Source organism: Burkholderia sp. KJ006 (genome assembly GCF_000262695.1).
Taxonomy (GTDB): Bacteria; Pseudomonadota; Gammaproteobacteria; order Burkholderiales; family Burkholderiaceae; genus Burkholderia; species Burkholderia vietnamiensis.
On record NC_017921.1, the window covers coordinates 1029387 to 1053253 of the forward strand.

Consider the following 23867-nt stretch of genomic DNA (forward strand, 5'->3'; position numbering starts at 1 on the left):
TCGCGCTAACAACGAGCACCTGTTTGGAAAGTTCGTTCGTGGCGCAGGCCTCCAGAAGGTCGTGTGCCGCGTCATGCTCTTCGCGAATACGTCGAGTATTCGCTTCGTCGCAGTCCTTGCGCTCGGCTCTTCTGCGGGCCAGCGCAAGCCCGCCATTAGCGTGAAGAGACCCTGGCGCAGCCGCGCCGCGCGCGCTCGATGCGCTCGACTGAACGCATCGCATCGTGATGTAATCGCGCGAAACGGTCGCACTCCGTACGACACCGTGCGGCCGCGCGTTCAATTTTCACGAGGTCGATTCATGTCCCCCGTCGCGGCTTTCAAGCTGATTCTGCTGTCGTTCGTCGCGATCGTCGCGCTCGAATGCATTGCGAAGCGATTGCGCCTGCCGCCGGCCGCCGCGCTGCTGATGGGCGGCATCGGCATCGCGTTCATCCCCGGCCTGCCGCCCGTCAACCTCGACCCGGAGCTCGTGCTGCTGGTGTTCCTGCCGCCGCTGCTGATGGACGGCGCATATTTCACCGTCTGGGAGGAATTCAAGCGCAACGTCGGCGGCATCCTGCTGCTCGCGATCGGCGCGGTCGCGTTCACGACGTTCGCGGTCGGCTACGCCGTGCACTGGGTCGTGCCGTCGCTGCCGTGGGCCGCGTGCTTCGCGCTCGGCGCGATCGTGTCGCCGCCCGACGCGGTCGCCGCGAAGGCGGTGCTCGAGCGCGTCGCGCTGCCGCGCCGGCTGATGGTGCTGCTCGAAGGCGAAAGCCTGCTGAACGATGCGGCCGGCCTCGTGCTGTTCCGCTTCGCGGTCGCCGCCGCGCTGACGGGCGCGTTCAGCCTCGAGCACGCGGTCGTGCGTTTCGCGGAGCTGGGAATCGGCGGCGTCGTGGTGGGCTTTCTGGTGGGGCGCATCGTCGTGTGGTTCCTGAAGCTGCTCGACGACGACTATCTGGTGATCACCGTCGCGGTGATCGCCGGCTGGCTCGCCTACATCGCCGGCGAAATGGTCGAGGTGTCCGGCGTGATCGCGACGGTGACGGCCGGCATGATCGTCGGCTGGCATCAGCACGAAGTGTTCTCCGCGGCCGTGCGCACGCGCGGCACCGCGTTCTGGCAGGTCATCGTGTTCCTGCTCGAGGCGATGGTGTTCGTGTTGATCGGGTTGTCGCTGCGCGGGGCGATTCACCGGCTCGGCGGCTTCGAGCAGGTGCTCGGCACGATGATGCCGGCGGTGCTCGCGGTACTGGCGGCCGTGATCGTGTCGCGCTTCGTGTGGGTCTATGCGGTCGAGGCGCTGAAGTGGCCGGTGCGCGGTATCGTGCGGCGCGGCGCGGCGCCCGACTGGAAGGCCGCGACGGTCATGAGCTGGGCCGGCATGCGCGGCGTCGTGACGCTCGCGATCGCGCTGTCGCTGCCGGAGGCGATGCCGGGCCGCGACGTGATCCTGGTCGCGTCGTTCGCGGTGATCCTCGTGACCGTGCTGCTGCAGGGCACGACGATCGGGCCGCTGATTCGGCTGCTGCGCCTGCCGCAACGCGACGAACGTGCCGCGCATCACCTGAGCGAGCCGCAGACGTGGGCGTACATCGAGGCCGCGCAGCTCGCCGCGATCCAGCCGCTGGTGCACGACGCAAGCGGCAACGTGATACATCCGCGCCTGCTCGAGCAGTACACGTATCGCGCGGCCCTCACCGAGCGCACGAAGGACGCGCCGCAATATCCGCCGGAAATTCGCGCCGCGCATTACGACGTCGTGCTGGCCGCGATCCGGGCCGGGCGCGCCGAACTGCTGCGGCTGCATCGATCCGGCCACATTCACGACGAGATGCTGCACATGGTCGAGCGCGATCTCGACCTGCAGGAAGTGTCGGCGCAGCATGCGCGCGGTTGAGCGGCGGCAGGCGCGCGGGTGGTGAGCGCGGTTGTTTAGGACGCCGATGGCGCGGGGTTGCCGGCGCCATCACGGCCGCGGCCGTCATAGTCGCCCGCCTCATCGCACCACATCTCGTCGCATCGCGCGTCATCCCGCAGCATCGGTGGCTTGCCTGGGCTCCCGCCGTCGTCCCATCGAATTCCTCAGTGTGTCCATGGTCCGGCCCCAACGCGCGGCGGCCCGGACCGCCGCATACGCACCCGTAAACCGTCTCCCGCCGGCCTCGCAAACGTTTTCATGCTTCGCGCAAGGAAATGATCCGATTTATCCAAATCAGGTTATTTCACCATATTTGGCAAAGCTGAACCTGAAGGAGATAGATGATCTGTTGCAATCTCAATTAGAATCGCTCAGTAATCTTTATTGAGAGAATGTGTGTGAATGTAATTCGGTGTTGCTTGGGAAAATCGGCGCTGCAATCCCCGTGTGTAAAGGCTGACGAGCGACAACGCCATCATCGTGAAGAATGTGGTCGAATTATCGAGATGGCGAGTGAGTTGAATAATCAACTTGCGAGAATGAATCGGGTGGTGATTTTCGTTTGAAACGGTATTTATGAAAGAATCGCGCGATCAAAATGCGCCGGATTGTCTCGAATCGGGGCTGTCGATCCTGCTCGTCGACGATCAGCCGTTCGTCGGCGAAGTGATACGCCGCGCATTGCGCAGCGAGCCCGACATCGACCTGCATGTGTGCACCGATCCCCACCGGGCATTGGCCGTCGCGCGCGACGTCAAGCCGACCGTCATCCTGCAGGACCTCGTGATGCCGGACATCGACGGCCTGGACCTCGTGCGCGCGTGGCGCGCGCACGTGGACACGGCGCGCGTGCCGATCATCGTGCTGTCTGCGAAGGAGGAGCCGGTCGTCAAGCGCGAGGCGTTCATCGCCGGCGCGAACGACTATCTGGTGAAGTTGCCGGACGCGATGGAACTGACGGCGCGCATCCGCTACCACTCGAGTTCGTACCTGATGGCGCGGCAGCGCGACGAGGCGCTGGATTTCCTGTCGCACGACATGCGCTCGCCGCAGACGTCGATTCTCGCGCTGCTCGAGGTCTACCGGAACGAACACGGCGACATGCCCGCGCTGCTGGAGCGCATCGCGGGCCACGCGCGCCGCGCGCTCGCGCTCGCCGACGGCTTCATCCATCTGACCCGTGCGCAATCGGAGCGCCGCGCGCACGAGCTCGTGAGCCTCGACGAGGTCGTGCTCGACGCGGTCGACCAGCTGTGGGAGAAGGCGCTCGGATTCGGCAGCCGCATCGTCGCGCACGTGTGCGACGCCGAGTGCGCGACGATGGGCGATCGCATGATGCTCACGCGCGCGGTCGCGAACCTGATCGACAATGCGCTGAAATACGGGCCGGCCGGCGCCGACATCCATTGCACGCTGAACGACGACGGCGGCGCGTGGCTGATCGGCGTCGAGGACGCCGGCTCCGGCATCGCGCCCGAACAGCGCGCGGCCGCGACCGAATCGTTCGTGCGGCTCGAATCCGTGCATGGTGCGATGCGCGGCGGTTTCGGTCTCGGGCTGGCGTTCGTGCGTGCGACGGCGGCGCGGCATCGCGGCCAGATCCTGATGCGCGACACGGCGCGCGGCTTCATGGTCGCGCTGCGGTTGCCGGCTCAACGCGAGCGGTGATGGCGCGCGCCGCTTGCCCGCGCCGTGCCGCCGGCAACACCCGATGCGCTCGCGCCACGCCGTCCGGCGCGCGCAGGCGCGGTTTTTTTAACGCTGTTTTGAAAGCCCACAACGAACATGGCCACCCTGACGCCCCGTGCGAACCATGAAAGCTTGCATCCGACCCTCGGCGCCGCCCGGCTCACGCTCGGCAATCGCATCCTGCTGAGCTTCGGCGTGCTGTTCGTGCTGATGCTCGTGATGGCCGGCGTGTCGTACGAGCGGCTGCGCGCGATCAATGCCGAAGCCGTCAGCATCGAGCGCGATTCGCTGCCCGGCGTGTATCTTGCGGCGTCGTTGCGCGGGGCGGTCAACGAATCGTTCGCGACGCTGCAACAGGCGACCTTCGTCGATACGAGCCCGGAGCTCGTGGAGCGCGATTTCGCGAAGCTCGGCGACGCGCTCAAGGAAATCGAATCGCTGTCGATCGACTATCAGAACACCACGTTCCGCGACGAGGACCGCCAGCGCTTCGCGGTGTTCCGCAGCGCATACGACCGCTACCTGCCGTTGCTGAACGACGCGGTGCAGAAGGGCCGCGCGTCGCACGACGAGGCCGTCGCCGCCTACGCGAATGTCGAGCCGGCGTGGGCCGAGGTCGTGCGCAGCGCGAATATCCTGGTGCAGGAGAATCGCAAGTTCGCCGATCAGTCGGCGAAGCTGATCCGCGAATCCGGTCAGGACACCGAGGTCGTGCTCGCGATCGCGCTGGCGATCGTGCTGCTGTCGGCGCTCGGGCTCGGCTATGGGCTCTACCGTTCGGTCACGGTGCCGATGGCGCGGCTCGTCGACGTGCACGACGCGATGCGCACCGGCAACCTCACGCATCGGCTCGACCTGCGCCGCCGCGACGAATTCGGCACGCTCGAGACCGGCTTCAACCGGATGGCCGACGAGCTGACCGAGCTGGTGTCGCGTGCGCAGCAGTCGTCGATGCAGGTGACGACGTCGGTCGCGGAGATCGCGGCGACGTCGCGCGAGCAGCAGGCGACCGCGAACGAGACCGCGGCGACGACGACCGAGATCGGCGCGACGTCGCGCGAGATCTTCGCGACGTCGCGCGATTTGCTGCGCACGATGAACGAGGTGGCCGGCGTGGCCGAGCAGTCGGCGACGCTCGCGGGCGTCAGCCAGAGCGGCCTCACGCGGATGGGCGACACGATGCGCAGCGTGATGGACGCGGCCGGCTCGGTGAACGCGAAGCTCGCGATCCTCAACGAGAAGGCGCTGAACATCAACCAGGTCGTCGCGACGATCACCAAGGTCGCCGACCAGACCAACCTGCTGTCGCTGAACGCGGCGATCGAGGCCGAGAAGGCCGGCGAGTACGGGCGCGGCTTCGCGGTCGTCGCGACCGAGATCCGCCGCCTCGCGGACCAGACGGCGGTGGCGACCTACGACATCGAGCAGACGGTCAAGGAGATCCAGTCGGCCGTGTCCGCCGGCGTGATGGGGATGGACAAGTTCTCCGAGGAAGTGCGCCGCGGGATGCTCGACGTGCAGCAGGTCGGCGCGCAGCTGTCGCAGATCATCGCCGAGGTGCAGACGCTCGCGCCGCGCTTCCAGATGGTCAACGAAGGCATGCAGACGCAGGCGAGCGGCGCCGAGCAGATCACGCAGGCGCTGTCGCAGCTGTCCGAAGCCGCGCAGCAGACGGCCGAATCGTTGCGCCAGTCGTCGCAGGCGATCGACGACCTGACGCTCGTCGCGAACCAGTTGCGCACCAGCGTGTCGCGCTTCAAGGTCGACGCATGATGCGCGCCGAGCCGCACGGCGCCGCGCACGCGCTGTTCCTGATGTTCGAGCTCGACGGCGCGCGTTATGCGCTCGACGCGGCGGACGTCGACGAGGTGTTGCCGCTCGCCGCCACCACGGCCGTGGCCGGCGCGCCCGCGTGGATCGCCGGCTTGCTGATGCGCGGCGCCCAGCCGGTGCCGGTGATCGACGTGCCGATGCTCGCGCTCGGACGCCCGGCGCAGGCGCTGCGTTCGACGCGGCTCGTGATGGTGCGCTATCGCGGCGGCCGGAGCGGACGCGAGCGCGTGATCGGGCTGATCGTCGAGCGCGCGACGCGGACGCTGCGGATCGACCGCGCGGCATTTCGCATCAGCGGCGTGTCGAGCGAGCGCACGCGCTGGCTCGGGCGCGTCGCGAACACGCGTGACGGCGTCGTGCAGCAGGTGTCGGTTGCCGGCCTGGTCGACGACGTCGCGCACCTGTATCTGTTCGATGGCCAGCCGGCCCACGAAGGGGCGCCCGGATGAATGCGTTCGCCGTGCTGTTTCGCGACTGGCTGCGCCGCGAGACCGGCATCGATCCCGATTCGCTCGGCCATGATTTCCTGAGCCGTGCGCTGACCGAGCGCGTGCATGCGCTGAAGAGTGACGGTGAACGATTGCCGTCGGCCGCGCGGGCGCCCGTGACGACGGAGGCGCTGCGCGCGTACTGGGCGCGCCTGCACGCATGCGCCGACGAGCGGCGCGCGCTGATCGAGCTGTTCGTCGTGCCCGAGACGTGGTTCTTCCGCGATGGCGCGGCGTTCGCGGCGCTCGCGCGGCGCGCGGCCGAGCGCGTAGCCTGCGCGCCCGGGCGCGTGATCCGCGTGCTGAGCGCGCCATGTTCGACCGGCGAGGAGCCGTATTCGGCGGCGATGGCGCTGCTGGACGCGGGACTCGACCCGGCGAGCTTCGCGATCGACGCGCTCGACCTCAGCGCGCGAGCGATCGAGCACGCGCGGGCCGGCTGTTATGGAAGGAACGCGTTTCGCGGCACGCAGACGGCGTTTCGCACGCGTTTCTTCACGCCGACGGCCGACGGCTGGCTGCTCGACGAGCAGGTGCGATCGCGCGTGCAGTTTCGTCAGGCCAATTTGATGGAGGCGTGCGCCGACACGGGCGTGCGCTACGACTTCGTGTTCTGCCGCAACGTGCTGATCTATTTCGATCGGGACGCGCAGGATCGCGCGATCCGTCAGCTCGCGAGCCGGCTCGCGGACGACGGGATGCTGTTCGTCGGGCCGGCCGAGACGGGCGTCGCGATGCGCTGCGGGATGCGTTCGGCGCGGGTGCCGCTGGCGTTCGCGTTTCAGCGCGCCGATGACGGGGCGGCGGCGGATGAGTGCGTGGCTGGGCATGTGGGTGGGGAGGGTTCTTACGGGCGTATGGCGCGGGGCGGGGCATTGGGGGCGGGGCCGACTGCAGGGGCGGCGACGGCGTCAGCGATGCCGTTAGCGTCAGCGTGGACGTGTGCGTCAGTGTCCGCGACGGCATCAGGATTGCCATCGTCATCACCCACGTCCGCAACGCGTGCGCTGCACGCCGTCGTGCCGCCGCCGTCGGGTCTGGATGCCGCACGCGCGGCACCGCCGACAGTATTCCAGCCACGCGCCCCCAGCCCGTTCGAACCGGTCGCGCCCCCACCAGCCGATCCACTCGCGCGCGCACGATCCCCATCGCCCGCGCCTGCCAACGCCGTCGACGCGCCGACGCTCGAGCAGGCGCAGGCGCTTGCTAACGCGGGCGCGTTCGACGAGGCCGAGCGCATGCTCGCACGGTTTTCGGCGCACGCGGGCCCGCACGCCGACGCCTACTATCTGAACGGATTGATCGCCGACGCGCGCGGGCGCGCCGAGGAAGCCGGAGACTTCTACCGCAAGGCGCTGTACCTGCGGCCGACCCACCACGAAGCGCTCACGCATCTCGCGACGCTGCTCGACGTCGGCGGCGATGGCGCCGGCGCGCGCTGGCTGCTCGAGCGAGCGCGGCGTGCGGTCGGATAACGAAAACGACACCTGGGACCCGAGAGCGGAATGATCGACGAAACCCTGAACCGCGAAGCTGCCGCCGCCGGCGCGGCGCCGATCGACGTCGACGATTGCTGGAACCGGATCGGCACGAGCGGCGACCGCTCGTGCGAGCGGCTCGCCGCGTGCCTGCGCTGCCTGAACTGCCCGGTCTACGCACACCATGCTGCGCGCTTGCTGGAGCGTCCGCTCGACGCGGCCGAGATGGCCGACGGCGCGCGACGGCTCGGCGCGCACGACGCAGCCCGCATGCATCGCGACGACGATACGCGCCATGCGGCGCTGGCGTTTCGCGTCGCGGACGAATGGCTGGCGCTGCCGATCGGCGCGTTGCGCGAGATCGTCGGGACGCGCCCGATTCATTCGCTGCCGCATCGCCGCCATTCGGCGGTGCGCGGCGTGGTGAACATTCGCGGTACGCTGCGCATCGCGATCTCGCTCGGCGCGCTGCTCGGCCTGGACGCCGGCAAGACCCGCGCGCGCGGCGCCGACGGCGGCTTCACGCGCTTGCTGGTGGCCGCGCACCGCGGCGAGCCGGTGGTGTTTCCGGTGGACGAAGTCGAGGGCGTGCTGCGCTTCGATGCATCCGAATGGGTGCCCGTGCCGGCGACGGTCGGCCGCGCGGGCGCCGGCCTGTCGCGCGGCGTGCTGTCGTGGCGCGGCAAGTCGGTGGGGCTGCTCGACGACGACCGGCTGTTCGACGCGGTCACGCGGAGCATGCGATGAGCGGCGATGACGATCTGAGCCATCTGTCGTTGCTCGAACTCTATCGCGAGGAGACGCGCACGCAGACGCAGGCGCTGTCCGAGCGTCTGCTCGTGCTGGAAGCGCGCGAACCCGACGCCGCCGCGCTCGACGCGTGCATGCGCGCCGCGCATTCGCTGAAGGGCGCCGCGCGCATCGTCGGCGTGCCGCCTGGCGTCGATATCGCCGGGCGGATGGAGGAATGCTTCGTCGCCGCGCAGGCCGGCGCGATCGCGCTGAGTGCGGCGCACGTCGACGTGCTGCTCGCCGGCGTCGACCTGCTGCTGCGCGTCGCCGATCCGGACGCGCCGCCCGTGTCGGCCGCCGAGATCGACGCGTTCGCGCTGGCGCTGACGAGTGCCGATGCCGCGCAGGCGGTGCCGGTGGCACCGGCTTCGGCACCGGTCTCAGCGCCGACGTCAGCCGCGCCGCAGCGCGGGTATGACGGCGCGGTGAACGAACCGGTGGACGCTGGCGCGGCGACGCCGCCCCATGCAGCGCAGCCATACGTAGCGCAGCCGTACGCAACTCCGGCGCGTGCAACGCCGCTGCACGCCGAGCAGCCGTACGCAATGCCACCGTATGCAGCGGCGCCACACTCAACGCAGCCGCACGCAACGCCACCGTACGAAGCGGCGCCGCATGCAACGCAGCCGTACGCAACTCCGGCGCGTGCAATGCAGCCGCACGCAACGCCGCCTAACGCAACATCGGCCCATGCGACACCGCCGCACGCAACGCCACCGCCCGCGACCGATCCCCCACACGCCGCCCAGGCGGCCGCCACCGCCACCGCCACCGCCGCAATGCGCCGCGTCCGCGCCGATACGCTGAACCGGCTGCTGAGCCTGTCCGGCGAGTCGCTCGTCGAATCGCGCTGGCTCAAGCCGTTCGCCGAATCGATGCTGCGCGTGAAGCGCGCGCAGCGCGACGCGGCCCGCTCGCTCGATCTGCTGTACGAACGCTTCGCCGACGATCTCGACGCGGGCGCGCTCGCGTCGATGAACGAAGTGCGTCACATGCTGAACGATCTGCAGCGCGCGCTCGCCGAGCGCATGGACGAATTCGACCGCTTCGAGCGGCGCAGCACGCACATCGCCGAGCAACTGTACGACGAGGCGCTGCAATGCCGGATGCGGCCGTTCGGCGATGCGACGCGCGCGTATCCGCGCATCGTGCGCGACCTCGCGCGCTCGCTCGGCAAGCAGGTACGCTTCTCGATCGTCGGCGAGGGCACGCAGGTCGACCGCGACATCCTCGATCTGCTCGACGCGCCGCTCGGCCACCTGCTGCGCAACGCGATCGACCACGGCGTCGAGCCGCCCGACGTGCGCCGCGCGCGCGGCAAGCCGGCCGACGCGCGCGTGACGCTCGAGGCGCGGCACAGCGCCGGCTCGCTGCTCGTCAGCGTGATCGACGACGGGCCGGGCGTCGACCTCGACGCGCTGCGCGCGGCCGTCGTGCGCCAGCGCCTCACCGACGACGAGACGGCCGCGCGGCTGTCCGACGCCGAGTTGCTCGAATTCCTGCTGCTGCCCGGCTTCTCGATGCGCGACGCGGTGACGGACGTGTCCGGCCGCGGCGTCGGCCTCGACGCGGTGCAGGAGATGGTGCGCGGCGTGCGCGGCGCCGTGCGGATCTTCAACGAACCGGGCGTCGGCATGCGCTTCGTGCTGCAGCTGCCGCTCACGCTGTCGGTGATCCGCAGCCTGCTCGTCGAAGTCGGCGGCGAGCCGTATGCGTTTCCGCTCGCGCACGTGCGCCGCACGCTCGAACTGGCGCACGACGACATCGACGTGCTCGAGGGCCAGCCGCATTTTCCGTTCGACGGGCGGCGCGCGGGCCTCGTCGCCGCGCATCAGCTGCTCGATGCGGGCGCGCCCGACGCCGCGCGGGCGACTACGGCGGTCGTGGTGGTCGGCGGCGAGCCCGAGCTGTACGGCGTCGCGGTCGACCGCTTCCTCGGCGAACGGATGCTGGTCGTGCAGCCGCTCGACAGCCGCCTGCACAAGATCCAGAACATCGCGGCCGGCGCGCTGCTCGAGAACGGCGACCCGGTGCTGATCGTCGACGTCGAGGACCTGATCCGCTCGGTCGACAAGCTCGTGCGCGGCGGCCAGCTCGCGACGCTGTCGCGCGATCCGCAGCGCGCGCTCGGCGAGCGGCGGCGTCGCGTGCTCGTCGTCGACGATTCGCTGACGGTGCGCGAGCTCGAGCGCAAGCTGCTCGAGAAGCGCGGCTACGACGTGACCGTCGCGGTGGACGGGATGGACGGCTGGAACGCGGTGCGCAGCGACGCGTTCGACCTCGTCGTCACCGACGTTGACATGCCGCGCATGGACGGCATCGAGCTCGTCATGCTGATCAAGGGCGACCCGGCGCTCAAGCGCGTGCCCGTGATGATCGTCTCGTACAAGGATCGCGACGAGGATCGCCGGCGCGGGCTCGACGCCGGCGCCGACTACTACCTGGCCAAGAGCAGCTTCCACGACGAGGCGCTGCTCGACGCGGTGCACGACCTGATCGGAGACGCGCGCGGATGAACATCGGCATCGTCAACGATCTGCCGCTGGCCGTCGAGGCGCTGCGCCGCGTGATCGCCTCGCGCACCGAACATCGCGTGCTGTGGGTCGCGACTGACGGCGACGAAGCGGTGGACTTCTGCATCGCGCAGCCGCCCGATCTCGTGCTGATGGATCTCGTGATGCCGAAGCTCGACGGCGTCGCCGCGACGCGGCAGATCATGGCGCGTGCGCCGTGCGCGATCCTGATCGTGACCGCGGACGTCAGCGCGAACACGTCGTCGGTCTACGAGGCGATGGGCGCGGGCGCGCTCGATGCGGTCGACACGCCGACGCTCGCGCTCGGCCTGCCGTCGGACGCCGCGCCGCAGCCGCTGCTCGCGAAGATCGACCAGATCGGCCGCCTGCTCGAAAGCCGCGCGGCGCCGCTCGCGCCGTGCGCGCGGATGCCGGCGTGCGGCCAGCCGACGCTCGTCGCGATCGGCGCGTCCGCCGGCGGGCCGACCGCGCTCACCGCGCTGCTGCGCGCGTTGCCGGCCGATTTCCCGGCCGCGTTGGTGATCGTGCAGCACGTCGATCAGGCGTTCGCGGTCGGCATGGCGGAGTGGCTCGACGGCCACACGCGGCTGCCCGTGCGCATCGCGCGGCAGGGCGGCGTGCCGCGTGCGGGCGAGGTGCTGCTGGCCGCCACCAACGATCACCTGAGCCTGTCGCCGCGCGGCGTGCTCGGCTATACGCGGCACCCGGTCGACACGCCGTACCGGCCGTCGATCGACGTGTTCTTCACCAGCGTCGCCGACGGCTGGCGGGGCGACGCGCTCGGCGTGCTGCTGACGGGCATGGGGCGCGACGGCGCGCTGGGGTTGAAGGCGATGCGCGCGAAGGGCTGCTACACGATCGCGCAGGACGAGGCGACCAGTGCGGTGTACGGGATGCCGAAGGCCGCCGCGGCGATCGGCGCGGCGGCTGCGATCCTGCCGCTCGAGCGCATCGCGCCGCGGCTCATCTCGCGCGTGATGCGCCGCTCGCCCGACTGAGCGCCTGCCGGCGCGGCCGGCCGCGCTGGTCGTCATGCTGGCGGCCGCGTCGCGCATCGCGTACAATCGCCGGCTGCGGAGATGGCATGCCTCCCTGCGGTCGATCACGGCGCGTTGCGCGCGCGAGTCGGCCCTCAACCGCCGGTGAGCCCGGCTGATGATGCCTGCGTGTTCCTGGGTCGTCAGGAGGTCGCAGGCCGTCCATTGCGGCATTCTGCCGCCCAGGTTTTGATGTTCCGTCGAATCTGGAAATCATGTTTTTCTCGACCTCTGCCGATTTCTTCGCGACCGTGCGCTACGTGTGCCGCTGGCTCGCCCTGTCGGCCCTGCTCGGCATCCTGGCCGGCACGGCTTCCGCATTCTTCCTGATCGCGCTCGACTGGGCGACCGGCACGCGCATCGCGCATCCGTGGCTGTTGTGGGGGCTGCCGGCCGCCGGCTTCGCGACCGGCTGGGTCTACCACCGGTTCGGCCAGTCGGTCGCGCGCGGCAACAACCTGCTGATCGACGAAATCCACGATCCGAAGGCGCTCGTGCCGAAGCGGATGGGGCCGCTCGTGCTGGTCGCGACCGTCGTCACGCATCTGTTCGGCGGTTCGGCCGGCCGCGAGGGCACGGCCGTGCAGATGGGCGGCGCGCTCGCCGACCGCGTCACGCAGTTGTTCCGGCTCGACCGCGAGCATCGGCGCGTGCTGCTGATGGGCGGTATCGCGGCCGGTTTCTCGTCGGTGTTCGGCACGCCGCTGGCCGGCGCGGTGTTCGGGCTCGAGGTGCTGGCGATCGGCCGGCTGCGCTACGACGCGCTGCTGACCTGCGTCGCGTCGTCGATCGTCGCCGACGTCGTGTGCCGCGCGTGGGGCGTGCATCACACCGTCTATGCGATCGCGTCGGTGCCGGCGGTGTCGGCGACCGGGCTGGCCGCGACGGTCGTCGCCGGCGTCGCGTTCGGCGTGGTCGGCCGGCTGTTCGCGTTCGCGACGCATGCGCTGACCGCCTGGTTCCGGCGCGTGGTGCGCTACGCGCCGCTGCAGCCGGTGCTCGGCGGCGCGATGGTGGCCGTCGCGGCCACCGTGCTGAACGTGCCGCAATACCTGGGCCTCGGGATTCCGACGATCGAGGCCGCGTTCCACGGGCCGCTGCCGGCGTACGATTTCGCGGGCAAGTTCGCGTTCACCGTGGTGACGCTCGCGTCCGGGTTCAAGGGCGGCGAAGTGACGCCGCTGTTCTACATCGGCGCGACGCTCGGCAACGCGCTCGGCCAGGTGCTCGCGCTGCCGGTGCCGGTGCTCGCGGGGCTCGGCTTCGTCGCGGTGTTCGCCGGGGCGGCCAACACGCCGATCGCGTCGACCATCATGGCGATCGAGCTGTTCGGCGCGGACCTCGGCGTGTATGCGATCGTCGCGTGCGTGGTCGCGTATCTGTTCTCGGGACACGCGGGCATTTACCGCGCGCAGCGCATCGCGGTGGGCAAGGGCGCGCAGGTCGAGATCGACTGACGTCGGCGCGGCGGGCGGCCGACCGGCCGTCAGGTGTCGACGCGATGCCGCCGCCGGCGCTCGCCGGGGCGGCCGCGCGCGTTACGGCTTCGGCAGCTTCGCGACGTTGCGCGCGAGCAGTTCCTCGATATCGACGCCCTTGTCGGCCAGCAGCGTCGTGACGATGCCGGTCAGCTCGCCGAGCGTCTCCTGGACCGATTCGCGGATCGTGTCCACCACGACCTGGGTGCTGCGCTCGATCTCGATGTTGACCTTGGCGCCGACGCCCTTCGCATCGAAGGTGGTCGCGCGGCGCGTTTCGGGAATCAGCCACACTTCGAACCAGCCTGCGGCGCGGTCGACGTCGGCCACGGTCAGGCTGCAGCCGTTGATCGCGATATAGCCCTTCGCGAACACGTAGCGCTTGAACTCGGCCGGCACGCCGATGCGGATCATCCGGTTGTGTTCGGACGCCGCGATGTGCAGGACCGTGCCCGTGAAGTCGACGTGGCCGGACAGCGGATGCCCGCCGATTTCCGCGCCGTCCTTCGCGGCCCGCTCGACGTTCACGCGCGCGCCGGTCGCCAGCTCGGCCAGCGTGGTGATCCGCAGGCTCGGCAGCATCACGTCGAAGTCGATCAGCGTCGGCGAATGGATCGTCGTCACCGTCAGGCACACCCCGTCGACCGACACGCTGGCGCCGATCTCGATGTCGGCAGTGAAGCGTTCCGGGAATTCGATGCTGAACGTCCTCAGCTCGCCGTGGTCCTCGATGGCCTTGATGACGCCAACACCCTGAACAATGCCTGTAAACATGATCTGCCTTTCGTCGCGAATTGCCTGGTCCGTATGATAAGTGATCGCGGGAACCCGCATCGCGAGCAGGGTCGGCCGCGCGGCCCGCGCGCGCGGACCGCCGCCGCGCCGTCGGGCCGCTGACCGGCCTTGGCCGCGTTACACGGCCGCCCGGTGTCCCGGCGACTCGGCGCCGTCGTCGAGCGTGCGCGGCGGCGCATCGATCAGGCCCTTCGCGAGCTCCAGCGCCTGCCGCTCGAACAGCCGGCGATAGACGCCGCCGTGGATACGGATCAGCGTATCGTGGTCGCCTTCCTCGATCACCTTGCCGCGCTCGAGCACGAGCAGCCGGTCGAGCGCGCGGACCGTCGACAGCCGGTGCGCGACCACGAGCGTCGTGCGCCCCACCATCAAGCGCTCCATCGCCTGCTGGATCAGCACTTCGCTTTCGCTGTCGAGGCTCGACGTCGCTTCGTCGAGGATCAGCACCGGCGCATCGGCGAGGAAGGCCCGCGCGATCGCGACGCGCTGCCGTTCGCCGCCCGACAGCTTGATCCCGCGTTCGCCGACGAGCGTGTCATAGCCGTCCGGCAGCGCGTCGATGAAATCGTGCGCGCTGGCCAGCCGCGCGGCGCGTTCGATCTCCGCGCGGCTCGCGTCGGGACGCGCATACGCGATGTTCTCCGCGAGCGTGCGGTGAAACAGCACCGGCTCCTGCTGGACGATCGCGATCTGGCTGCGCAGCGACTCCTGCTGCACCTGCGCGATGTCCTGCCCGTCGATCGTGATGCGCCCGCCCGACACGTCGTAGAGCCGCTGGATCAGCTTGATGAACGTCGTCTTGCCCGAGCCCGAATGGCCGACGAGCCCCACGCGCTCGCCGGGCGCGATGCGCATCGAGAAGTCGTCGTAGAGCGACACCGGATGGTTGCCGTAGCGGAACGTCACGTGCTCGAAGCGAATCTCGCCGCGCGTGATGCGGATCGCGGGCGCGCCGGGGCGATCCTCGATGCCGAGCGGCTGGCGCTCGAGCGCGACGAGTTCTTCCATGTCGTTGACCGAGCGCTGCAGGTTGCGGATGTGCATGCCGACGTCGCGCAGATAGCCCTGCAGCATGAAGAACATCGTCAGCGAGAACGCGATGTCGCCGACGCTCGCCTCGTCGTTCGCCCACAGCCGCAGCGCGACGCCGATCATCGCCGCCTGCATCGCGACCAGCATCGCGCCTTGCAGCCCGCCGTTGAGCGTGCCGCGCACCCACGTGCGGCGCGTGCGCTGCCGCCACTTGCCGATCACGCGCGCGAGGCGTGCTTCCTCGCGCGTTTCCGCGCCGAACGCCTTGACGACGGTGTTGCAGCTGATCGCGTCCGCGAGCGCGCCGCCCATGCGCGTGTCCCACATGTTGCCGAGCCGCGCGGCCGGCGCGACGATCCCGAGCGACACGGCCACGGTCACCGCGATATACAGCAGCGAACCCGCGCCGACGACGAAGCCCATCACCGGCCAGTGCGTGCCGAGCAGCACGGTTGCGCCGGCCAGCATCATCACCGACGGCAGCAGCGCGATCAGCACGGTGTCGTTCAGCAGGTCGAGCGCCCAGATCCCGCGCGTGATCTTGCGCACGGTCGAGCCGGCGAAGCTGTTCGCGTGCCAGTCGGTGGAGAAGCGCTGCACGCGATGGAACGACGCGGCGGCGATCTCGCTCATCATTTTCAGCGTCAGCGTGATGATGTTCAGGTAGACGCCTTGGCGCAGCAGCGTCGCGCCGATGCCAAGGCCGGCCAGCGTGCCGAACGCCGTGATGGCCGAACGCCATGCGGCGGTGCGCTCGGTCAGGCCGCTCGACAGTGCATCGACGAGGCGGCCGGCGAACAGCGGCGTGAGGACGTCGGCGAGTGCGCCGAGCAGCGCCAGCGCCGCGATCGCGGCGATGCGCACGGGCTGCCGGCGCCAGTAGCGGAACGTGAAGCCGAAGACGGCCCGGAATGCGTGGCCGCCCGAATGGGTGGTTTTTCTGGTCATGTATCGTTGCCCGGCGCGTCGCGCGTCGGGACTTTCCGGTTCGGAGAACGTCGAAAACGCGACAGCCGACCCGCGCGCACGGCGCGGATGAAACGAACAACGGGCTGTCGGGAAAATGCGCGGACCGGCGGGTGAGCGGACCCGGAAGCCGGCGCGTGCGACGCGCAGGATCAGCGGCGTCGCGAGACCACGTTCGGGAAGGCTGCTGGCATTCGTGACATCTGCACCTCCCTGTAGCGAACGGTTGAAATGAAGAAAAAAGGACGCCGAAAAAGCGTGGATCGATTCTAGCAGCAGTGTTCGGCTCGCCGCAATGTCTGACGAATGCGCGTTGCGGCGTCGATACGCGCGGCACGCGGCGCGTCGGAGGCTTCGATACGTTTCGGTATGTATCGGCCCCGTTTCGTGCGCGGCGCGGCGCGGAGCGCGGGGCCGCATCGATTAAACTTTGCGGTTGCGCCGGCTGCTGCGGCCCGGCCGATTCACCCCGATACATTCCTGAGGAAACGATGAGCGACGTTCAGCAAGGCATTCTGGCTCCGATCGATGCGGCGGCCCGATACCTCACTTTCACGATTTCCAGCAACGTCAATGTCGCGGCGGCGCTGCGGGCATTGCGCGAGCTCGTCGACGGGCGCGACGCGGTCGCCGGCTTCGGTCATGCGCTGGCCGCGCATCTCGGGCGCCCGGTGCCGGGCCTGACCGAATACCCGGCATTCGCGGTGAACGACCGCACGCTGCCCGTCACGCCCGCCGACGTGTGGGTGTGGCTGCGCGGCGACGATCGCGGCGAGCTGGTGCTGCGCACGCGCGCGATCGAGCGTGCGCTCGCGCCGGCCTTCGCGCTGCAGGACGTGGTCGACGGCTTCCGCTATTCGGGCGATCGCGACCTGTCGGGATATGAGGACGGCACCGAGAATCCGACCGGCGACGACGCGCTGGCCGCGGCCGTCGTGGCCGGGCAGGGCGCGGGCCTGGACGGCTCGAGCTTCGTCGCGGTTCAGCAATGGCTGCACGACTTCGACCGGATGGAGCGGATTGCGTCGGGCGACATGGATCACATCGTCGGCCGCCGCCGCTCGGACAACGAGGAGATCGACGACGCGCCCGCGTTCGCGCACGTGAAGCGCACCGCGCAGGAGAGCTTCGAACCGGAAGCGTTCATGTTGCGCCGCTCGTCGCCGTGGGCGGATGCGCGGCGCGCCGGGCTCTACTTCGTCGCGTTCGGCTGTTCGTTGCGCGCGTTCGACGTGCAGATGCGCCGGATGTGCGGCGCGGACGACGGCATCGTCGACGGCCTGTTCCGCTTCACGCAGCCGCTGACGGGCGCGTATTTCTGGTGTCCGCCGGTGAAGGACGGCAAGCTGGATCTGTCGGCGCTCGGGTTGTAAGCGGCGCGGTAGCAGCGGAGTGAACGGGCGGGCCGCGCATCTTGCGCGGGCCGCCCGTTTTTTGATGGTGCGCGTTCGCGTGGCGGGCGGCGTGGAGGCGGTTTGGCAGGGCGCGGCCGTGCGCTGCGTGGCAGGGCATGTTGGCTCCGTTCAGCTCGGCCCGGCCCGGCGCGCGTCAGTTCAGCGTCGTTTCGATGCGCGTGCCGCGTTTCACGAACTGCGTGACCGGCGTCTTCTCGCAGATCTCGGCGAGGCGCGCGCGCTGCGCGTCGTCGAGCGGGCCGTCGAGCGTCACGACGCGGCGCACGTATTGCTGTCCTTCGCGATCCGCATGCAGCTCGGTGCGCACGTCGATGCGCGCGGCCGGCCACGTCTTGCGCTGCATGTACATGCGCAGCGTCGCGGCCGTGCATTGCGCGAGGCCGGCCAGCACCAGTTCGAACGGCGCCGGCCCCACGCCCTGGCCGCCTTCGCGCGGCGCCTCGTCACCGGTCAGCGCATGCGTGCCGGCTTGCAACTGGACGACGTAGTCAGGGGCGTCGGCGGCGAGCGTGGCGGCAGCGTGGATGAGCGACATGGCGAGTCTCCAAAGATCGGGATGGGAACGGCCGCGACGCGGCGCGGCAAAGGGCTCGTCAGCATACCGTCTCAGCCGACATCGCGTGCGCAGCGTGCTGCGGGGAGAGCGGGTCGCGATCGTCGGGGGCGTCGAGTGCTGTGGGCGTATCGGGACATCGGAGACATCGGAGGCGTCGGAGGCGTCGAGCACATCGACCGCATCAGCGTATCAAGCACATCAACCGCATCGAGCACACCGGACACATCAAAAGCACTGACCGCGTCAACCGCCCAAGCAGCGCCACGCACCGCTACACAGCACCCCCCGCAATTTCCCGCACCAACCCCGCGACCCGCGCGCGCACCCACTGATGCGCCCGGTCGGTCTCGCGCGATTCGTGCCAGTACGCGAGCAGCGGAAACGGCTTGAGCCGTAGCGGCAGGGGCTGCACCGCGATCGGCAGCATGGTCGCGATGCGCAGCGCATACGTGCGCGGCAGCGTCAGCAGCAGGTCGCCGGCCGCCGCGATCTGGCACGCAGCGAAGTAGTGCTGGCAGATCAGCTGGATGTGGCGGAAGCGCCCGTCGTTGCCGAGCAGCACGTCGAGCGATTGCGGCTCGCCGAGCGAGGACACCGCGACGTGCCGCGCCGCGAAATAGTCGCTGCGCCGCAGCGGCCCGCGCATCAGCGGATGATCGTGCCGCATCGCGACGACGAGCGAGTCGTCGAGCAGATGCTCGGTCGCGATGCGCGGGCCGGTCTGCACGCGGCGATCGACGACCAGATCGAGATTGCCCGACGCGAGTTCGCGTTCGATCTCCGACAGCGCGACGCGGCGGCTCACGAACCGCAGGCCCGGCGCGTCGCTCGCGAATGCCGCGACGATTTGCGGCAGCGCGATCGATTCGAGCACGTCGCGAATGCCGATCGCGATGCTCAGCTCGAGCGTGGCCGGATCGAACGCCGACGGATCGCGGGCCGCGCGCTGCAGGCCCGCGACGTGCAACTGCACGTCGGCGATGACCGCGCGCGTGCGTTCGGTCGGCACGACGCGGTTGCCCTGCCGCACGAACAGCGGATCGTCGAAATGCGCGCGCAACCGGTTCAGCGCGTGCGTGACGGCCGGCTGCGTCAGGTGCAACGCACGCGCGGCCGCGCCAATCCCGCCATGCACGTAGACGGCGTCGAGCACGCGGAACAGGTTCAGGTCGAGACGATGATCGGCGGGCAAGGACGAGCTCGGCGAAGAGGGCGGTGCAGCGATTCTAAAGGATGCGGCGGCAACCCAAGCGCACCCGCGCATGCGCCGGCCGGCCCGGCGGCGCGCCGTTTGCCGCGCCGTCACGCGGCACAGCCTGTATCAATCCGCCATCATGATGTCGCGGTCGGCCACCGGCGCGCGGGAATCGGATCGTTCGGCTACGATGCCGTCGCTTCATATTTCGAGATAGCCGTCCTGTCGCACGCATCCACACCAAATATAAGCCTGACAGTTCGACGGTATCGGCAGAAGTCGAAACAGTCCGGGGGCCTTGCCAGTGCAAGCAGCAGATCAGCGGTGCGTAGTTGTCTATTTGAGTACGGGGTTTTCGTTGGCGCAGGCCGCGCGTCTCGGCGAGGCTTTCAATCTGGCGAATCGCCTGCAGCCGCTCGGCGCGGATTATGAGGTGAAGTACGTGTCCGAAAGCGGCGGGTTGCTGCAGTCGTCGTCCGGCGTGAGGATCGCCGCCGACGCATTCGACGACGAGCACGGCCGCAGCGCGTATGCATTCCTGCATCTTCATGGCGAGCGCGTGACGATCAACTGGGACGCCGCCTTGCAGCAGCGCCTCGGCGACGTCCGTCGCCAGGCGCGCTGGATCGCCGACGCGGTCGATCTGCCGGGCCTCGCCGCGGCGCCGCCGCTCATGCACGCGGCGCGCGCGCAGGCGGCCGACGGCACGCGCCGGCCGGCCGCGACGATCGAGCCGCCGGCCGGCGCCGTCGACGTGTTCGCGGTCGTGCTCGACATGTTCCGCGCCGATCTCGGCGACGGCGCCGCGCAGCAGATCGCCGACAACTTCATGCGTCCGGTCGAGCAACGCTATACGCAGTCGATGTGGGCGTACCGCGAACTGAGCGCGAGCCCGTCGATCCGGATGTCCGCGCAACGGCTGCGCACGCTCAGCGCGAACCGCATCTCGATCGCCGACGTCGCCCGCACGGCCGCGATGAGCGAACGCAACTTCCTGCGGCGCTTCAAGCGGGAAATCGGCGTGACGCCGACCGAGTTCGTGCAGCACGTGCGGCTCGAGCGCGCGTGCCACATGCTGGTCCATACGACGCTGCCCGCCGACAAGGTCGCGCGCCGCACCGGGTTCGGCAGCGGCGAGCGTCTGGCGAAGCTGTTTCGTCAGCGGCTGCTGGTGTCGCCGACCGAATTCCGCATCGCGGAGCGCGAGCGGCTGCTGATCGACGGCGCGCAGCAGCCCGAGGCGCGCACCGCATCCCGGCCCGCGCCGGCGGCCGGCGACTGGGCCGGCCCGGCGGCGCGCGCACACCTGCGGTAAAAAGCGGGGGGTGACCGTAAAATGGCCGGATTGCCCATCCGATCGCCCGTGTCCATGCCCTTGCTTCCCACCACCGCCACCGCCCCGTTCTGTCCGTCGGAAGTAAAGGGCAGCATCACGATCGACGCGCGCGCGTCGCGCTGGATGAAGTTCAAGCGCTTCTTCGGCCCGGGCCTGCTGGTGGCGATCGGCTACATGGACCCCGGCAACTGGGCCACCGACATCCAGGCCGGCTCGCAGTTCGGCTATTCGCTGCTGTGGGTCGTCGCGTTCTCGAGTCTCGCCGCGATCTTCCTGCAGATGCTGGCCGCGCGGCTCGGTCTGGTCGCCGGCAAGGATCTCGCGCAGGCGAGCTACGACCGTTATGGCCGCGTCGGCCGCCTCGTGCAGTGGGTGACCGCCGAGGTGTCGATCATCGCGTGCGACATCGCCGAAGTGCTCGGCTGCGCGCTCGCGTTCAAGCTGCTGCTCGGCGTGCCGCTCGCGTGGGGGATCGTGCTGACCGCGCTCGACACGATGATCGTCCTCGGGCTGCAGGGCAAGGGCGTGCGCCAGATCGAGGCGATCGTGCTCGGGTTGATCTCGACGATGGCGTTCTGCTTCGTCGCGCAGGTCGCGATCACGCCGCCCGACTGGCATGCGGTCGCGAAGGGGTTGGTGCCGGGCAACCCCGGCCACGACAGCAAGGACGCGATCGTGCTCGCGCTCGGCATCGTCGGCGCGACGATCATGCCGCACAACCTCTATCTGCATTCGTCGGTCGTGCAGACGCGCCACGTGGTCGGCGGCGCGCGCGGGCTGATCCGCGACACGCTCGCGCTGGTGCGCATCGACACCTGCGTGTCGCTGTTCGTCGCGATGCTCGTCAACGCGGCGATCCTGATCGTCGCGGGCGCGGCGTTCCATGCGACCGGCCAGCACAACGTGACCGACATCGAGCAGGCCTACCGGCTGATCACGCCGATCGCGGGCGGTGCGGCCGCGCTGCTGTTCGGCATCGCGCTGCTGGCGTCCGGGCAAAGCTCGACGCTCACCGGCACGATCGCCGGCCAGGTCATCATGGACGGCTTCCTGCACACGAAGATCCCGTGCTACCAGCGGCGTCTGATCACCCGCGGGCTCGCGCTGGTGCCCGCGTTGATCGGCGTGCTGTGGCTCGGCGACGGGTCGGTCGGGCAGCTGCTCGTATGGAGCCAGGTCGTGCTGAGCCTCCAGTTGCCGTTCGCGATGTGGCCGCTGATCCGCTCGGTCAGCGATCGCGGCACGATGGGCGAGCATGCGATCGGCCGCGGGATGCAGGCGCTCGCGTGGGCGCTGTTCGCCGTCATCGGCGGCACGAATCTGCTGCTGATCACCGGCGTCGCAAGCTGATACAGCCTGTCACAGGCTGAAACGGCCGCGCTGTGTGCATGCGTTAAACTGCGGCCTTTCGCTAGCCGTTCGACGTCCATCATGTGGAGTGAAATCAGCAACATCGGCGACGCCGCGCTGACCCTGCCGGTCGCGCTGACCTGCGCTATCTGGCTCGCACTGTCCGACTGGCGGCTCGCGGTGCGCTGGGTCGCGCTGCTCGCGGCCGGCATGAGCGTGGTCGGCGCGACCAAGATCCTCTATGCGGGGTGCGGCATCGAGATCCCGCAGTTCGATTTCCGCGTGATCAGCGGCCATACGATGCTGTCGACGTCGGTGTGGACGGTCGCGCTGGCGACGTTGTGGCAAGGGTTTCGCGCCGGCAAGGCGCCCGGCGTCGCGGCCGGGCTGGCCGTCGGCGCGGTGACGGCGATCGCGCGCGTGCTCGATCATTCGCATACCGTTCCGGAAGTCGTCGCCGGCTGGCTGCTCGGCGCGGCAGTCGCGCTGGCCTTTCTGCGCGCGTACGGCGACGCGCAACCGCGCGCGTTCTCGCCGCGCATCGCGGCCGTCAGCCTGCTGCTCGTGTCCAGCATCGCGTACGGGCACCGCGCGCCGTTCCAGCAGATGATCGACACCCATTCCCCGCAGTTCTGCGCTTTCGTGCGCGGCGCCGGCAACGGCGCCTGACGCGCGCGGCCGGCGCGGCGCGTCGGTCGCCGATGCCGCCGCGCGCGTGGCGCGGTCGCGCTGCAACGCCTGCTTCCTCCTCGCCTTGCCATTTCGTCGTCGACGGCCCGCGTGCGTGCGCCAGCGCCGTGCGCGGCGACCTGTCGCGCGCGCCGGCCAGGGGCGCGGCGCTCATCAATCCCGTCGATGACCGGGTATTACGAATATTCATTTCATCGATCGGCGGCGATCGCGTACGCTGGCGTTCGATCGAGCGGTGCCGGCAGCGACGGGCGGGCGCGTCGCTGCGGGCGGCGATGAGCTGTATCGGCAGGCGATCGCGTGCGGCATCAGCTTCACGCCGAGCGCCGCGTGCGCGTGAAATTCGGGCATCCCCGGCGCGGCCGGTTGCGCCGGACAGTTCGTCCGACGCCGCCACGCGGGCTCGCTATACTCGCACACCGCGCGAGCGCCGACAGGCGCGCGGCAGCCGCCGTCGCGGCCCATCACGATAGGAGCAGGTTCCATGACAGTCGTTTCTTCACGCCTCGCCGGCAAGCGTGCCTTCATCACGGGCGCCGCGGGCGGGCTCGGCCGCGCGATCGCGCGCCGGATGGTCGAGCAGGGCGCGCGCGTATTCCTGACCGACATCGCCGACGCCACGGCGCTCGATGCGTTCGCGGCCGAGCTGAACGCCGCGCACGCGGCGCCGGTCGCGTTCGCCGCGACGCAGGACGTGCGCGACGAGGCGCGCTGGCAGGCGCTGCTCGCGCAGGCCGACGAGGCGCTGGGCGGCCTGTCGGTGCTGGTCAACAACGCGGGCGTCGGATCGATCGGCGCGCCGACGCAGATCGCGCTCGACGAGTGGCGGCGCGTGATGGCGATCAACGTCGAGAGCATCGTGCTCGGCTGCAAGCACGCGCTGCCGTACCTCGGTGCGAGCGGCGCGGCGTCGATCATCAACATCTCGTCGGTGGCCGCGTTCAAGGTCGAGCCGGACTTCACCGCGTACAACGCGTCGAAGGCCGCGGTCGCGTCGCTGACGAAGTCGGTCGCGATCGATTGCGCGCGCCGCGAACTCGACGTGCGCTGCAACTCGATTCACCCGGCGTTCATTCGCACGGGCATCGTCGAGCCGCTGTTCCAGTCGCTCGGCGAGCGCGACGCGACGCGCAAGCTCGCACGCGGCATCCCGCTGCGCCGCCTCGGCGAGCCGGACGACGTCGCGCATGCGGCCGTCTATCTGGCGTCCGACGAGAGCCGCTTCATGACGGCCGCCGAGCTCGTGCTCGACGGCGGCATGTGCGCGGTGTGACGCGCACCGACCAACCATTACCGG

General features: G+C 69.7%; 18 protein-coding genes and 1 riboswitch. Of the genes, 14 read left to right on the forward strand and 4 right to left on the reverse strand.

The window, feature by feature from the left end:
* Positions 1–301: 301 nt before the first annotated feature.
* From MYA_RS18635 to MYA_RS18675, 9 genes are all read left to right on the forward strand, one after another.
* A complete protein-coding gene (locus MYA_RS18635; protein ID WP_041494084.1) occupies positions 302–1885 on the forward strand; it encodes a Na+/H+ antiporter in 1584 nt (527 codons plus the stop codon).
* 597 nt (positions 1886–2482) lie between these two features.
* Complete coding sequence (locus MYA_RS18640) at positions 2483–3574, forward strand: hybrid sensor histidine kinase/response regulator (protein WP_011881504.1); 1092 nt, start codon at positions 2483–2485, stop codon at positions 3572–3574.
* A 117-nt stretch (positions 3575–3691) separates the two neighbouring features.
* The gene (locus MYA_RS18645) at positions 3692–5368 is read left to right on the forward strand and encodes a methyl-accepting chemotaxis protein (RefSeq protein ID WP_041494085.1); all 1677 of its coding nucleotides are present in this window, start codon (positions 3692–3694) and stop codon (positions 5366–5368) included.
* Complete coding sequence (locus MYA_RS18650) at positions 5365–5877, forward strand: chemotaxis protein CheW (protein WP_014724591.1); 513 nt, start codon at positions 5365–5367, stop codon at positions 5875–5877. Before MYA_RS18645 ends, MYA_RS18650 begins: the two co-directional genes overlap by 4 nt.
* Positions 5874–7391, forward strand: coding sequence for a CheR family methyltransferase (locus MYA_RS18655; protein WP_014724592.1), 1518 nt, complete (start codon positions 5874–5876; stop codon positions 7389–7391). Before MYA_RS18650 ends, MYA_RS18655 begins: the two co-directional genes overlap by 4 nt.
* A gap of 45 nt (positions 7392–7436) precedes the next feature.
* Positions 7437–8141 (forward strand): chemotaxis protein CheW, encoded by a 705-nt coding sequence (locus tag MYA_RS18660; protein ID WP_041494270.1) that lies wholly within the window; start codon positions 7437–7439, stop codon positions 8139–8141.
* Positions 8138–10702 carry a hybrid sensor histidine kinase/response regulator gene (locus tag MYA_RS18665; protein WP_014724594.1) on the forward strand — a complete coding sequence of 855 codons (2565 nt, stop codon included), beginning with the start codon at positions 8138–8140 and terminating at the stop codon, positions 10700–10702. The genes MYA_RS18660 and MYA_RS18665 overlap by 4 nt, the downstream gene beginning before the upstream one ends.
* On the forward strand, positions 10699–11718 hold the full coding sequence (locus MYA_RS18670) for a chemotaxis response regulator protein-glutamate methylesterase (protein ID WP_014724595.1): 1020 nt from the start codon (positions 10699–10701) through the stop codon (positions 11716–11718). The genes MYA_RS18665 and MYA_RS18670 overlap by 4 nt, the downstream gene beginning before the upstream one ends.
* A 68-nt stretch (positions 11719–11786) precedes the next feature.
* Positions 11787–11892, forward strand: a riboswitch (Fluoride riboswitch).
* Between the two features lie 80 nt (positions 11893–11972).
* The gene (locus MYA_RS18675) at positions 11973–13214 is read left to right on the forward strand and encodes a voltage-gated chloride channel family protein (protein WP_014724596.1); all 1242 of its coding nucleotides are present in this window, start codon (positions 11973–11975) and stop codon (positions 13212–13214) included.
* A gap of 81 nt (positions 13215–13295) precedes the next feature.
* Here the strand turns inward: MYA_RS18675 and MYA_RS18680 are convergent, their stop codons facing one another.
* Together MYA_RS18680 and MYA_RS18685 are read right to left on the reverse strand one after the other, a co-directional pair.
* Complete coding sequence (locus MYA_RS18680) at positions 13296–14009, reverse strand: riboflavin synthase (RefSeq protein ID WP_011881512.1); 714 nt, start codon at positions 14007–14009, stop codon at positions 13296–13298.
* Positions 14010–14147: 138 nt separating this feature from the next.
* The gene (locus MYA_RS18685) at positions 14148–16010 is read right to left on the reverse strand and encodes an ABC transporter ATP-binding protein (protein WP_014724597.1); all 1863 of its coding nucleotides are present in this window, start codon (positions 16008–16010) and stop codon (positions 14148–14150) included.
* A 509-nt stretch (positions 16011–16519) separates the two neighbouring features.
* Here MYA_RS18685 and MYA_RS18690 point away from each other — a divergent pair.
* Positions 16520–17401: a Dyp-type peroxidase gene (locus tag MYA_RS18690; protein ID WP_034194956.1), complete on the forward strand. Its 882-nt coding sequence runs from the start codon at positions 16520–16522 to the stop codon at positions 17399–17401.
* Between the two features lie 175 nt (positions 17402–17576).
* On the opposite strand, the gene MYA_RS18695 is transcribed toward MYA_RS18690, so the two are convergent.
* Together MYA_RS18695 and MYA_RS18700 are read right to left on the reverse strand one after the other, a co-directional pair.
* On the reverse strand, positions 17577–17978 hold the full coding sequence (locus tag MYA_RS18695) for an OsmC family protein (protein ID WP_014724598.1): 402 nt from the start codon (positions 17976–17978) through the stop codon (positions 17577–17579).
* Between the two features lie 292 nt (positions 17979–18270).
* Positions 18271–19191, reverse strand: coding sequence for a LysR family transcriptional regulator (locus MYA_RS18700; RefSeq protein WP_014724599.1), 921 nt, complete (start codon positions 19189–19191; stop codon positions 18271–18273).
* Positions 19192–19627: 436 nt separating this feature from the next.
* Between MYA_RS18700 and MYA_RS18705 the strand changes: the two genes are divergently transcribed.
* The 4 genes from MYA_RS18705 (at position 19628) to MYA_RS18720 (ending at position 23843) form a co-directional block, all read left to right on the forward strand.
* The gene (locus MYA_RS18705) at positions 19628–20509 is read left to right on the forward strand and encodes a helix-turn-helix domain-containing protein (RefSeq protein WP_224019868.1); all 882 of its coding nucleotides are present in this window, start codon (positions 19628–19630) and stop codon (positions 20507–20509) included.
* Positions 20510–20563: 54 nt separating this feature from the next.
* Complete coding sequence (locus MYA_RS18710) at positions 20564–21880, forward strand: Nramp family divalent metal transporter (protein ID WP_014724602.1); 1317 nt, start codon at positions 20564–20566, stop codon at positions 21878–21880.
* Between the two features lie 81 nt (positions 21881–21961).
* Positions 21962–22549, forward strand: coding sequence for a phosphatase PAP2 family protein (locus MYA_RS18715; protein WP_011881519.1), 588 nt, complete (start codon positions 21962–21964; stop codon positions 22547–22549).
* Positions 22550–23054: 505 nt separating this feature from the next.
* A complete protein-coding gene (locus MYA_RS18720; RefSeq protein ID WP_014724604.1) occupies positions 23055–23843 on the forward strand; it encodes an SDR family oxidoreductase in 789 nt (262 codons plus the stop codon).
* Positions 23844–23867: the final 24 nt, after the last annotated feature.

Coding starts and splice junctions, on each gene's coding strand:
- MYA_RS18635 (WP_041494084.1), top strand. CDS start 302: ATGTCCCCCGTCGCGGCTTTCAAGCTGATTCTGCTGTCGTTCGTCGCG.
- MYA_RS18640 (WP_011881504.1), top strand. CDS start 2,483: ATGAAAGAATCGCGCGATCAAAATGCGCCGGATTGTCTCGAATCGGGG.
- MYA_RS18645 (WP_041494085.1), top strand. CDS start 3,692: ATGGCCACCCTGACGCCCCGTGCGAACCATGAAAGCTTGCATCCGACC.
- MYA_RS18650 (WP_014724591.1), top strand. CDS start 5,365: ATGATGCGCGCCGAGCCGCACGGCGCCGCGCACGCGCTGTTCCTGATG.
- MYA_RS18655 (WP_014724592.1), top strand. CDS start 5,874: ATGAATGCGTTCGCCGTGCTGTTTCGCGACTGGCTGCGCCGCGAGACC.
- MYA_RS18665 (WP_014724594.1), top strand. CDS start 8,138: ATGAGCGGCGATGACGATCTGAGCCATCTGTCGTTGCTCGAACTCTAT.
- MYA_RS18670 (WP_014724595.1), top strand. CDS start 10,699: ATGAACATCGGCATCGTCAACGATCTGCCGCTGGCCGTCGAGGCGCTG.
- MYA_RS18675 (WP_014724596.1), top strand. CDS start 11,973: ATGTTTTTCTCGACCTCTGCCGATTTCTTCGCGACCGTGCGCTACGTG.
- MYA_RS18680 (WP_011881512.1), bottom strand. CDS start 14,009: ATGTTTACAGGCATTGTTCAGGGTGTTGGCGTCATCAAGGCCATCGAG.
- MYA_RS18685 (WP_014724597.1), bottom strand. CDS start 16,010: ATGACCAGAAAAACCACCCATTCGGGCGGCCACGCATTCCGGGCCGTC.
- MYA_RS18690 (WP_034194956.1), top strand. CDS start 16,520: ATGAGCGACGTTCAGCAAGGCATTCTGGCTCCGATCGATGCGGCGGCC.
- MYA_RS18695 (WP_014724598.1), bottom strand. CDS start 17,978: ATGTCGCTCATCCACGCTGCCGCCACGCTCGCCGCCGACGCCCCTGAC.
- MYA_RS18710 (WP_014724602.1), top strand. CDS start 20,564: ATGCCCTTGCTTCCCACCACCGCCACCGCCCCGTTCTGTCCGTCGGAA.
- MYA_RS18715 (WP_011881519.1), top strand. CDS start 21,962: ATGTGGAGTGAAATCAGCAACATCGGCGACGCCGCGCTGACCCTGCCG.
- MYA_RS18720 (WP_014724604.1), top strand. CDS start 23,055: ATGACAGTCGTTTCTTCACGCCTCGCCGGCAAGCGTGCCTTCATCACG.